The organism is Streptomyces cyaneochromogenes, assembly GCF_003963535.1.
GTDB lineage: Bacteria > Actinomycetota > Actinomycetes > Streptomycetales > Streptomycetaceae > Streptomyces > Streptomyces shaanxiensis.
The window spans coordinates 1,615,457-1,627,512 of record NZ_CP034539.1 but is presented as its reverse complement, the minus strand read 5'-3'; the positions used below and the strand labels follow the sequence as shown (position 1 = coordinate 1,627,512).

Below are 12,056 nucleotides of genomic sequence, written 5' to 3'. Positions count from 1 at the left end.
ACGGGGCAGTGGATCGGTCCGACTTTGCTCTCGTGCGGATACCTGGGGTTCCACGTGTTTCCGATGACGCATCACTTGGAGTGGGTTGCCATCCTTGAGCCGGTGGCAAAGGGCTCCTGACCTGCGGTTTTGCGAGTGCGCATTATGTGCGGTGTGGGCGTTACAGGCGATATCTTGACGCCGAAATGACGCTCGTGACGCTCATTTGACGCTCGTTTTTGATGGGGGTCGGGTGTCCTGTTGGGCAGGTCAGGCCCGGTCAAGGTTGCCAGTATCGGTGGGGTGTCGAGGGCAGGCGACGTTGTGCGCTGGGCCGCTGGCTCCTGCTGGTGAGATGTTTCGCAAGAGACCGGCGACGCCGTGAGCTGCCGCGATGGGTGGGTGGTCTCCGCTGACCTGCGCGAATGGCGAGGGTTTCCGCGCGCAGTCGCAGGTAGGTGCGCTGTCGGTCGGGGCGGTCGCGATCACGATCAGCAGCCCTTGCCCTGCGAGGCGTCGGGGCCTTCCTTGACGGCGATCGCGGCAATGGAGGGAGAAGACCGCCGCCGACCGCGTCGCCTGCCGTGTACCCGACCTCAGTGACCTTGCCGTGTGCGCTCGCTACGCCTGCTGCAACTGACCGTCCACGCAAGCCGAATGGGCGCACCCTGGCGGCCGAGGTACGTACGGGTGTGAGCGTCGCCCGTGTCGTACTCGCCCTTGGCGTCCGGCCCGGCTACACCTCGATGTGCGAGCCCATGATGACCGTGCGGTGGCGGGGCAGGCCGAAGTGCTCGGCGGCATCGGCCGTGATGTAGGAGGTGGCGATGAACAGTCGCTTGCGCCAGGGCGCCATCGTCGGGGCCTTCCCGCGCCGGAGCTCGATCTTCGGCAGGAAATAGGACGTCTGGTCGAGTTGCAGCGGCCCTTCGGTTCGGGCCGGGTCGAGCATGGCCAGGGTGTCGGGCACGTCCGGTGTCTCCGTGTAGCCGAATGGGCGGTGACATGGATGATCCCGTCGTCGGCGTACCCGAGGTGGTCGACGACGATCCGCTCCTCCCAGGAAAAGTCGAACGCGACGACGCAGGGGGTACCCGAAACCGCCCTGTGCGTGGATGTAGACGGGACACTGTTTTTGATCGAGTGAAGGCCGGTGGTCCCGCCCGCGGTGCTGCAATCTGTGAATCCCGGCGAAGTGGTCGCAGTCATTTCAGGTCTGTGCGGTCTGGCTGCCGCGGCGCTGCGGATCCGGGGACGGACGGCCCTCGCCCGGGAGCAGCGGCGAGCCATGGCCGTCGTGATCGTCGCGGCCAGGGGCACCGGCCGGTCGGTGACCGTGCGTCAGCAGGTCGCCGGGACCAAGTGGTCCGTCGACATCGGCACCGACCGCACCATCGCCGACGGCCGCACGGTGCATTCCGGGTGGGCGGTAGAAGGTGAAGAGGCCCGGTGAGCCCGGCACGGGAGGACAATGCCTCCGCCCGTGCTGCGGAGGGCCGTGAGCGCCGCGATGAGATGCGGGCCGTATACACGACACATCACCCGAAGCTCATGGCGTTCGTGGCGCGGCGGGTCGAGGGGAAGCCGGAGGCGGAGGATCTGTGCCAGGACGTCTGGCGCCTCTTCTTCAGCAGATACGACCACTACGTCGAGTTCTACGACGAACCAGTGAAGGTGCTCTACGCGATCGCGAAGTGCCGCATTGCAGAGCTCTGGCAGCGGCGCGGACGCGCCCGAGAGGTTCCTTTCGAAGGCGAGGACGTGACCTTGCTGATCCATGCGATCGCGCCGGACCTGCCCACTGGCATCGAACGCCGCGTCGACATCGGGCGTGCGCTTGCCTGTTTACCCGCGAGGCAGCGTGAGGCCCTGCATTTTCACTACATCGACAGCCTGACGATCGCCGAGACAGCCGTGCTCATGGGGATCGGTTCGAACGGAGTCAAGAAGCTGCTGAAGAAGGCCCTGGAACGGCTCCGCGATACCGCTGTTCTGAGTGCCTATCGGCCAGAAGGTACGGGCGAGGGGGTGTACAAGTGAGCACCGAGGACCAGCGTCGGCAGTCCGTTGTCCCGGCTGGATGCGGTGATGGCTTTGACGCCGTCATGGACAGCATCGACCGCCTCACGGACGAGGAGCGCGCCGCCGTGGCCCTGCAGGCCGATCAGGCGGAACTCGGCCATGAGGCTTATGCGTTGGGCCTGGAACTTCTCGAGCTTGGACGCCGGGATCAGGCACTGCGCTGGCTGCGCACGGCGGCCCGCTACCACGTGACGGGTGCGCAGCGGGCTCTGCGGCCCCGAGGTACGTCCGCTGTTGTGTACGACGAAGCAGGGGCACCGGCAAACCCCCAGGCAGGAGAGCGGGAAGGGGTGGTCTGCGAGCCCAGGCGACCGGCCGTTACGGCGGCATCGCCGGCCGGTGTCCGCCGCCCCGAGCACCCCCCCCTCACCCCGGCCGCGCAACGGATCGTCCTGGGCGCTCGGTTGCGGGAGCTGCGCCAGATCTGCCAGCTCACGTCCCAACATTCCGCGCGGACCATTCGTTGCTCGGCGAGCAAAATCAGCCGAGTGGAGTGCGGGACTGTCCTGCCGAATTTGGAGGAGGTGGAACAACTACTCACCCTCTACGGGGTCGACAAGCCGGAGGAACGACGCTTCGTTCTGGATGCTTGGCATGGGGCCAAGGAGAAGAGCTGGTGGCACGAGTACTGCGACATCATGCCCTCATGGGTGCAAACGTTCTTCGACCTGGAACGCAGCGCCGACCTGATCAAGACCTACGAGGTGCAGTTCGTACCCGGTCTGCTTCAGACCCCGGAGTACGCAAGGGCGGTCATCCGCATGGGAAACCCGACGGCCACCGAACAGGACATTGACCGCCGCGTGCAGCTGCGCATGAAACGTCAGCAGCTGCTTCATACCGCTGATGCGCCGAGGCTGTGGGCTGTAGTGGACGAGAGCGCCCTGCGTCGGCCGGTAGGTGGATCAGATGTAATGCGAGAGCAACTAGAGCACCTCTTGAGGATGTCGAACCTGCCTAACATCGCGCTTCAAATTCTGCCGCTCCAAGAAGCTGTTACCGCGGACATCGGTGCGCCGGTTACCGTCCTGCGATTCGCGGAACCCGTGTTGTCCGATGTCGTCTACCTGGAACAGCTCTCTGGTGCCGTATACCTCAGTAGGTGGGACGACGGCAACCGTTACCAGAGCCTGTTGGATCAGCTGGCGACTGCCGCCGAGAAGCCCCACCGCACCGCGGACATCCTGTGCCGAATCCTCGATCTCGCCGGTACGGCCCCAGGCAGTACCGTGCCCGACGCGGACACGGGTGCCTACACAAGATTCATGGAACGACTCACGGCCAAGGCTCCGCACCCGAACCGCACGGAGGAGATCCTCGACAGCCTCATCGCCAACAGCAGCTGAGGACGTTGATGGGCACAAGAGCCGCGTCAGCGGCGTTGACCGTCCCCTCTCCGAATGGGAGGGAAGGATATTAGGCAAGGGCACCGTATGTTTCTGCCGGTCCATGCGCCGAGGGTCTCGCGGGCACGCACGAGGCGGGCAATGAGTCGTGAGCGATAGAGCATGTGCTTAGACCGTGTCCCAAGTGGTGAGGCGAACGTTGAGCCGTACATGGGGCGGGGTGCGTGGAGTTGGATTGTTCCGGACGGGCTGTAGGAGATCGCGAGGCCGCTCATCCCGCCGTCGAAGGTCCGGCCGCAAGGCGGCGGAACGCAGGACACGCCTGATGAGACGCTCTTCGCGGCCATCATCTACGTCCTGGTCAGCGGATGCGCCTGGCGCCAACTGCCGCCCTGCTTCGGCATGTCGAAGTCGACCGCCCACCGTCGGTTCGTGATCTGGTCGAGGGCCGGTGTCTGGGGCCGTCTGCACGAAGCCGTGCTGCACAGCCTCGACGACGCCGGCCTCATCGACGTCACCCGCGTCGTCCTCGACACCGCCCACGTCAGGGCTAAAAAGGGGGCGAACACACAGGTCCGAGCCCCGTGGACCGCGGCAAGCCGGGTTCCAAGATGCACGTCCTGTCGGACGCGAACGGACTGCCCCTGGTCGTCGGCATCTCGGCCGCCAAACGTCCACGACAGCGAGGGCTTGAAGCCGATGGTGGGGGGTCACCAAAACGAGACACGACCCCCACCGCGGCCGATACTTCAAGCCCGAGCGCCTGCACGCCGACAAAGCGTATGGCCGACCCGACCTGCGGAAATGGCTTCGCGGCAAGCGCATTGGAGTGCGGATCGCGCGCAAGGGCATCGAGTCCAGCGAACGGCTGGGTCGCCGCAGGTGGGTGATCGAGCGGACCATCTCGTGGCTGTCGGGCTACCGCAGGCTCAGTCCCCGCTATGAGCGACATCCCCGAAACTACCTGGCCTTTCTCGGGCTCGCCGCAGCCATCTGCTGCTACAAGCGACTCGTCCGCCTCACCACGTAGGACACGGTCTTACTGCGCCACCGGCGCTACGCAAGCGGACCGACCGAGACGCCAGGTACCCGACTTTCGCGGGCGCTCCGGGCATGTTCAGGTTGAGCAGTTCCCCGAGGGGGCGAGCGGCGCCGTGTAACTGCTTCACGCCACAGGCACTCGTCACAACGCAAACGAGGTCGGGGCACCCCTGTCGTGTCGGGGTACCCCGGCCTTGAACCAGTCGGGTTGGTTGTCAGTGGTAGGGGGACGGCTCTTGCCGCAGCCGATCATCCACTTGTTGACCGGCGTGGCGAGGGCCAGCTCGATCGCGGACTTGAGGTCCAAGCCGACCCGGCGGACCGCGAACAAGGTGAAGGAGTAGCCCTACAGGACTGCCAGCGACATCGCCAGGACCACGGTGGGCACTCTCCCTAGAGCGGGGCGGTATCGGTACTCCGAGTATCTCGCCGATCGCCCGGCCTGTCAGGCAGTGCGGCTTGGCCTTGGCAGCCGTCTGTCAGGCCGCTCTTGCGTGCCCGCCCTGGTGGCTACTGGCTCGCCGCCCTGGTGAGCTGCTCCAGATTCTTCGTGGTCATCTTGAGCTTGTTGTCGGGGAGGGACTGCGGCTCTCCCGCGCCGTCCAAGGGGTACTGGCCCTGCACCGGCGTGATTACCGAGGCCGGCTGGTCCGGGAAGGTGGTCAGGAAGAGCAAGTACGGCTTTCCGGGAACGAGGGGCGTGGACTCGTCGGAGACGTACTCGGTGCCGCCCAGGTTGCCCCCGAGTTCCTTGACCTCGATGGTGTCCCCGACCTTGCCGACGCCCTTGTGGAGCTTGGTGATCTTGATCTTGCGGACCGTCACCACAACGGGGTCTTCGGCGGGCTGCTCGCCGCTGTCCACGCCGGCCTGAGGGTTGAGTCGGGGGTCGTCGCTGTCCGTTCCGCCGGACGAAAGCTCTCGGACTTCCGTGCCCGGCTGTACTACCGCTCGCACGACGAGGTCTGCTTTTCCGTAGAGCTCCTCGGAAGAGGAGAAATCGGGGTACGAGGCATGGTACGCGACCTGGTTGGGCGTAGACGACTGACTGGCTCCGGATCCACACGCCGTAATTAAGGAAAGAATTCCTGCGGCGCAGGCCAGGGAGAGGAACCGATTCTTCTTCACTTTTCCCCCGCTCGTCAGTAGATTCGGTTTACTTCGGCGATGTCGTACGTCGTTGGTTTCACCAGAGTGTTCCACGCCGTGTATTTCATGATTGACGAGGAGGACGTGGACGGATTGTCGGCCATGCTGAGTCCGTGGCCCAGCTCATGCGAGAAGACGCGGGTTACCATGTTGCTGAAGTTTGTGGCGTCCCTGGAGATCGTCCTGCTGTTCAGCTTGATCGTGAAAGTGCGGCTGCTGTCGCGCGGGCCAGACGAGGTGAAGAGGCCGTACCAGGTGTCAGAGTAGGACGTCGCCGTCAGGGTGTTGGGGGAGCTGGACAGCTTGCCGATCGCCGCCGGAGTGGGCGTTCCGTTCCAGTTCACAATTCCGTTGTCGAGCGGGCCCTGCCATGTGGGGTTATAGGAGTAGGTTCTTATCGAGAAATCAGCGCGGGGCATTCCTCCGGACCAGTAGGTGCCGTGTGCGGGTGCGGCGAAAAGCGCGATGGTACAAGCGGTCGCCAGGGACGTGATGACAAGGCTTCGGGCCGGACGCATCGAGCGCATACTTACATTCCTCACTGGCTGAAAGAGCCGTGGCATGGAACCTGTGTGCCTCCTGTGGTGCCTGAGGAATGCTAAGTGTCCGAAATGGATGGACGCAACGTTTTTCTTTGGAATTACGAGTTCCACTTATTCCGGCCGGTTTTCAGTCATTCTTTGGCGCACGGGCGCCTTTACCGCAGGTGTCTCATCCCGATCGTTCGTCCGGTCGAACTATTCGGCCGGTCGAATTCCGCATTCGACCGGCCGCGCTCGTCGGCAGGCATACGGTGTCCGGGTCCACGTACGGTCCGTCTGCGCCGGGGGCGACGGGTTGAGATACCTAACTGCCAGCCGGTTCGTAGGAGCTGATGACGTACTTGGCTTCGTCATCGATGGAGTTCTCGTCCCAGTCCAGGATGATCCGCAAGGGATGCCCGTCGGCGGCGTACTCCACGTCCGCCGTGTCCGCCTGCTCGTGCCGGGCCTTCTCCAGCCTGTCCAGCAGGTCGCCGATCTTGGGGATCTGACCAGGTCCTCGCTCCACCACCTCCCGACTGCTGTCGTCGAGGCCCACCGCTTTGGTCACCTTGCCGTCCCGGACCGTCACCCGGAAGCTCCCCGCCAGGGCCTGTTCGTTCGAGGTGAGTGTGTAGACGTAGGAGGCAGGCTCGTTCCACGTGGCGTTGCTCTGTGTGGTCGTGCCCTTCGGTGAAGTCCCTTCGGCTGGTTCTGGAGACGTCTCGCCGCCACAGGCGGCGGTCACCCACACCATCCCCGCGATCAGCGCGGCAGCGGAGAGCACGGAACGGGCCCGGGAGTGTACGAGAGCCATGGCGGTCCCCTTCTTCAACGGTTACGACTATGACGCCGCTCCTCCCCAGAACGTTCGAGGCGATCACGGTCCCCGAGCACCTAGGCGACCGAGACGCCGCACAGACGTTCAACCTCCCTGAGGTCGCAGCTGCTCACGTACCCGCGGGACCAGCAACCTCCTGACGACCTGCAAGGTCGATCAGCGGGCCGCCGCGGGGATGCTCGTTGCTAAAACGCGGTGTTGGGGTATGGGCCGAGGTGAAAGGGTGGTTGCCCCTGTGGAGGAACAGACACCAGCTGAGCAGGCCCTGAGCCGCTCGTACGCCACGGCTGACGGACTCCGTTCCGACGTCACCAAAATGACGGTCGAGCACCATCCGGACGGCAGCGCGAGGTTGACGTACTGGCTGACTGTAGGCCGCCAAGGCCGCCCGGATGCATGTTGGGTGGTCGCCTTCCCGTGGGACGACAAGCCCTGGGTGGATGTGCTCACCTCGCCCGCACCCCCTCCCGACCGACTGGGGCAGCTCGTGCACCTCGTCCACGCCCACCTGGAAGAGTGGTGGGATACCAAGGGGGGGGCAACAACCGGGGAGGCGCCGGACCACTCGGCGCCCATAAGGTTCGTCTGCAGGCCCTCGCGCTCGAAGCAGCGACGCGCGTGACGGCGGCCGAACTCGCCGCGGGCTGTGCGTTGCGGACCAGTGCGGTCAGGCACTGCCACTCCGTGGAGTGCAGGGGAAGCGTGAACTCGTCGGGCTCAGCATTTCGACTATGCGTCTGCTCGACCAATTTTTCTGGGCGTGATGGCTGATGCGAGCCCGCAATATGAGGTCCGTGGTGGATCAGGTGCCCCCAGGCGCTAGCGTGGTGGGTGCCAGCCCGGGATTCCCGTGCTGGCTTGTGCTGGTTTTGGGGCGTAACCGAGAGAAACATGCAGGTCAGAGCCGTTTTATGAAATTGCTGCACACTTCCGACTGGCATCTCGGCCGGGCGTTCCACCGGGTCGCCATGCTCGGTGCACAGGCCGAGTTCATCGGCCACCTCGTCACGACCGTGCGTGAGCGCGGCGTGGACGCGGTGGTCGTGTCGGGAGACGTGTACGACCGAGCGGTCCCGCCGCTCGCCGCGGTCGAGCTGTTCGACGACGCCCTGCACCGGCTCGCCGACCTCGGTGTGCCCACGGTGATGATCTCCGGCAACCACGACTCGGCACGCCGGCTCGGCGTCGGCGCCGGGCTGATCGGCCGGGCGGGCATCCATCTGCGCACCGAGCCGTCCGCGTGCGGCACGCCGGTCGTGCTCCGGGACGACTTCGGTGACGTGGCCTTCTACGGGCTGCCCTATCTCGAACCCGCCCTGGTGAAGGACGAGTTCGCGGTGGACAGGCCCGGGCACGAGGCCGTGCTCGCCGCCGCCATGGACCGGGTGCGCGCCGACCTCGCCACGCGCGCGGGGGGCACACGGTCCGTCGTCCTCGCGCACGCCTTCGTCACCGGGGGCGAGGCCAGCGACAGCGAGCGGGACATCACCGTCGGCGGGGTGGCCGCGGTGCCCGCCGGCGTCTTCGACGGCGTCGACTACGCGGCCCTGGGCCATCTGCACGGCTGCCAGACCATCACCGAGCGCGTCCGCTACTCGGGCTCGCCGCTGCCGTACTCCTTCTCGGAGTCCGACCACCGCAAGAGCATGTGGCTCGTCGACCTGGACGCCGACGGCGCGGTCACCGCCGAGCGCGTCGACTGCCCGGTGCCCCGTGCGCTGGCCCGGATCCGGGGGACGCTGGAGGAACTGCTCGCCGATCCGGGGCTCGCGCGGCACGAGGAGGCGTGGGTCGAGGCGACGCTCACCGACCCGGTGCGCCCCGCGGACCCCATGGCCCGCCTCGCCGAACGCTTCCCGCACACGCTCAGCCTGGTCTTCGACCCCGAGCGGGCGCCGGACGACCCCGACGTGTCCTATGCGCAGCGACTCGCGGGCAGGAGCGACCAGGAGATCGCGGAGGACTTCGTGGCGCATGTGCGGGGGGCCGGGCCCGACGAGCGCGAACAGGGCGTGCTGCGGGACGCGTTCGACGCGGTGCGGGCCGACGAGGCGGTGCGGGAGGTGGCCCGGTGAGGCTGCATCGCCTCGATGTGACGGCGTTCGGGCCGTTCGGCGGCTCCCAGAGCGTCGACTTCGACGCGCTGTCGACCGCAGGGCTCTTCCTGCTGCACGGCCCCACCGGCGCCGGCAAGACCTCCGTCCTGGACGCCGTCTGCTACGCCCTCTACGGCTCCGTGCCGGGCGCCCGGCAGAGCGGCCAGGGCATGACCCTGCGCAGCGACCACGCCGCGGCCGGCACGCGCACGCAGGTCCTCCTCGAACTCACCGTCGCCGGGCGACGGCTGGAGATCACCCGGCAGCCACCCTGGGAGCGCCCCAAGAAGCGCGGTTCGGGTACGACGCTCGACAAGGCCCAGAGCTGGCTGCGCGAGTACGACGCGCAGGCCGGGACCTGGAAGGACCTCAGCCGCTCGCACCAGGAGATCGGCGAGGAGATCACCCAGCTGCTCGGCATGAGCCGCGAGCAGTTCTGCCAGGTCGTGCTGTTGCCCCAGGGCGACTTCGCCCGCTTCCTGCGCGCCGACGCCGAGGCCCGCGGCAAGCTGCTGGGGCGGCTCTTCGACACCCACCGCTTCGCCGAGGTCGAGAAGCGCCTCACCGAGCGCCGCCGGGCGGCCGAGGCGCAGGTGCGGGACGGCGACGCCGCGCTGCTGGCCGACGCGCACCGGATGCAGCAGGCGGCGGACGACGCCATGCGGTTGCCCGACCTCGCACCGGGCGAGCCGGGCCTGGCCGAGGCCATCCTGGATGCCGCTGCCGTCGCCCGCAGCACCGCCCGCGAACAGCTGACCGTCGCCCACTGCCGCCTCCTGGCCGCCGAGTCCGCCCAGGCCGCCGCCGACCGCGCCCTGGCCGACGTACGCGAAGTGGCCCGGTTGCAGCGGCGGTTCGCCGAAGCCCGGCAGCGGGCTCTGGTGCTGGAGGAGCGGGCCGACGGCTATCGGCAGGCGCAGGTCAGGATGGAGCGCTCCCGCAAGGCGGAGGCCGTGGCACCCGCACTGGAGCTGCGTGAGGCGGTCGAGGCGGAGCACCGGCGGGCGGCCGCGGCCGAAGCACGCGCGCGTGGAGTGTTGCCGGAGGCCTTCGTGGGGGCCGGCGCGGCCGGACTCGCGACCGCCGCGCGCCGGGCCGCCGAAGAACTGGGCGGACTGGAGTCCGCCCGCCGCGCCGAGAAGCGGCTGCTCGCACTGGTCGACGAGCGTGACGAGCTGGACCGTCAGGAACGCGCCGACGAGGGCCTGCTGCAGGAAGCAGAGGCCTGGCTCGCCGAGTGGGAGGGGAGCCGCGGCGCGCTCCAGAGCCGTATCGACGCGGCCCAGGAGGCCGCGACCCGCGCCGAGCAGCTCGCCGTGCAGCGCGAGCCCGCGCAGCAGCGCCTCGGTGCCGCGCGGATGCGCGACCAGCTCGCCGGTGACACGGACGCGGCCGCCGAACAGGCCCGCCTGGCACAGGAACAGGTGCTCGAGGCCAAGGCGCACTGGCTCGACGTCAAGGAGCAGCGCCTCAACGGCATCGCCGCCGAACTGGCCGCCCGGCTCGAGGACGGAGAGCCCTGCGCGGTCTGCGGGGCCACCGACCACCCCGCCCCCGCCCGCAAGGACGCCGGGCACGTGGACCGGGAGGCGGAGGAGCGCGCCCTGGCCGCCTACCAGCAGGCGGAGGAACGGCACACGGAGAAGGAACGGCACCTGGGCGTCGTACGCGAGGCACTGGCCGCCGCCACCGCCGAGGCCGGGGACGCGCCGACGGAGCAACTCGCCGCGCATTGCGACGAGTTGGAGCGCCTCTACGCACAGGCCCGGCGGGACGCGTCCGCCCTGCACCCGGCACACGAGGAGCTGCGCCGGGCCGAGGCGGAGCGCGAGCGGCGGACCGCGGACCGGCAGCAGGCGGCGGTCAGAGTGGCCTCCCGGGTGGGCCATCGAGAGCGGCTCGACCGGGAAAGAGCAGTCCTGGAGGAGGAGCTGACCCAAGCGCGCGGCGCCGCCGACAGCGTCGCCACGCGGGCAGCGCAGCTGGAACGGCAGGTCGCGCTGCTCACCGAGGCCGCCGACACCGCGCGCGCCGCCGAGGACACCGCCCAGCGGCTCAAGGACGCAGACGCCCGTCTGGCCGACGCCGCCTTCCGTGCGGGCTTCGACACCCCGCAGGCCGCGGCCGCCGCTCTCCTCGACGACACCGCCCACCGCGAACTCCAACGACGCCTGGACGCCTGGCAGTCCGAGGAGGCAGCCGTACGCGCCGTCCTCGCCGAGGCCGACACCGCGGCCGCCGCCCAGCAACCGACCGCCGACACGGCGTCCGCGGAGCGCACCGCTTCGACCGCCGCCCAGCGCGCCCGCGACGCCGCGTCCGCCCGCGACGCCGCCGCCCGGCGCTGCACCGACCTCGACCGGCTGTCCCACCGAGTGGCCGCCGCCGTACGCCAACTCGCCCCGCTGCGAGACGAGTACGACCGGGTGGCCCGCCTCGCCGCGCTCGCCGCGGGCACCTCGGCGGACAACGAACGCAAGATGCGGCTGGAGTCCTACGTGCTGGCGGCCCGCCTCGAACAGGTCGCCGCCGCCGCGACCGTACGGCTGCAGCGCATGTCGTCAGGCCGCTACACCCTTGTCCACTCCGACGACCGGGCCGGCCGTGGCCGCAGCGGGCTCGGGCTGCACGTGGTCGATGCCTGGACCGGGCGGGAGCGGGACACGGCGACGCTGTCGGGCGGTGAGACGTTCTTCGCCTCCCTCGCCCTCGCCCTCGGCCTCGCGGACGTCGTCACCGACGAGGCGGGCGGCGTCCGGCTCGACACCCTCTTCATCGACGAGGGCTTCGGCAGCCTCGACGACCAGACCCTCGACGAGGTACTCGACGTCCTCGACTCACTGCGTGAGCGGGACCGCAGTGTGGGGATCGTCAGCCATGTCGCCGATCTGCGGCGGCGGATCCATGCGCAGTTGGAGGTTGTGAAGGGGAGATCGGGGTCGGTGCTGCGGCAGCGGGGCGCGTAGGGCTCGCGAACCTGCGTAGGCCTGCCCGGACCGGA

At 68.3% G+C, this 12,056-nt stretch carries 9 protein-coding genes and 1 pseudogene; 6 read left to right on the top strand and 4 right to left on the bottom strand.

Going from position 1 to position 12,056, the window contains the following annotated elements; all coding sequences use genetic code 11:
* Positions 1–715: 715 nt before the first annotated feature.
* Positions 716–949: a KUP/HAK/KT family potassium transporter gene (locus EJ357_RS07010; RefSeq protein WP_228473000.1), complete on the bottom strand. Its 234-nt coding sequence runs from the start codon at positions 947–949 to the stop codon at positions 716–718.
* 225 nt (positions 950–1,174) lie between these two features.
* On the opposite strand from EJ357_RS07010, the gene EJ357_RS07005 reads away from it, so the two are divergent.
* From EJ357_RS07005 to EJ357_RS06990, 4 genes and pseudogenes are all read left to right on the top strand, one after another.
* Positions 1,175–1,432: a hypothetical protein gene (locus tag EJ357_RS07005; RefSeq protein WP_126389723.1), complete on the top strand. Its 258-nt coding sequence runs from the start codon at positions 1,175–1,177 to the stop codon at positions 1,430–1,432.
* On the top strand, positions 1,429–2,019 hold the full coding sequence (locus EJ357_RS07000; RefSeq protein ID WP_126389721.1) for an RNA polymerase sigma factor: 591 nt from the start codon (positions 1,429–1,431) through the stop codon (positions 2,017–2,019). The genes EJ357_RS07005 and EJ357_RS07000 overlap by 4 nt, the downstream gene beginning before the upstream one ends.
* Positions 2,020–2,084: 65 nt before the next feature.
* The gene (locus EJ357_RS06995; RefSeq protein ID WP_126389719.1) at positions 2,085–3,407 is read left to right on the top strand and encodes a helix-turn-helix domain-containing protein; all 1,323 of its coding nucleotides are present in this window, start codon (positions 2,085–2,087) and stop codon (positions 3,405–3,407) included.
* Positions 3,408–3,665: 258 nt separating this feature from the next.
* A pseudogene (locus EJ357_RS06990) lies at positions 3,666–4,437 on the top strand (IS5 family transposase).
* Between the two features lie 521 nt (positions 4,438–4,958).
* Here EJ357_RS06990 and EJ357_RS06985 read toward each other — a convergent pair.
* The 3 genes from EJ357_RS06985 to EJ357_RS06975 all read right to left on the bottom strand — a co-directional run bounded on the left by EJ357_RS06985 (position 4,959) and on the right by EJ357_RS06975 (position 6,935).
* Positions 4,959–5,312, bottom strand: coding sequence for a hypothetical protein (locus EJ357_RS06985; RefSeq protein ID WP_126389717.1), 354 nt, complete (start codon positions 5,310–5,312; stop codon positions 4,959–4,961).
* Between the two features lie 278 nt (positions 5,313–5,590).
* A complete protein-coding gene (locus EJ357_RS06980) occupies positions 5,591–6,124 on the bottom strand; it encodes a zinc metalloprotease (protein ID WP_126389714.1) in 534 nt (177 codons plus the stop codon).
* A gap of 319 nt (positions 6,125–6,443) precedes the next feature.
* Positions 6,444–6,935 (bottom strand): DUF6174 domain-containing protein, encoded by a 492-nt coding sequence (locus tag EJ357_RS06975; protein WP_126389712.1) that lies wholly within the window; start codon positions 6,933–6,935, stop codon positions 6,444–6,446.
* A gap of 935 nt (positions 6,936–7,870) precedes the next feature.
* Here EJ357_RS06975 and EJ357_RS06965 point away from each other — a divergent pair.
* Entirely contained in the window at positions 7,871–9,034 is a 1,164-nt protein-coding gene (locus tag EJ357_RS06965; protein WP_126389707.1) for an exonuclease SbcCD subunit D, read from the top strand.
* Positions 9,031–12,021: an AAA family ATPase gene (locus EJ357_RS06960; protein WP_126389705.1), complete on the top strand. Its 2,991-nt coding sequence runs from the start codon at positions 9,031–9,033 to the stop codon at positions 12,019–12,021. The genes EJ357_RS06965 and EJ357_RS06960 overlap by 4 nt, the downstream gene beginning before the upstream one ends.
* The last annotated feature ends 35 nt before the right edge of the window (positions 12,022–12,056 follow it).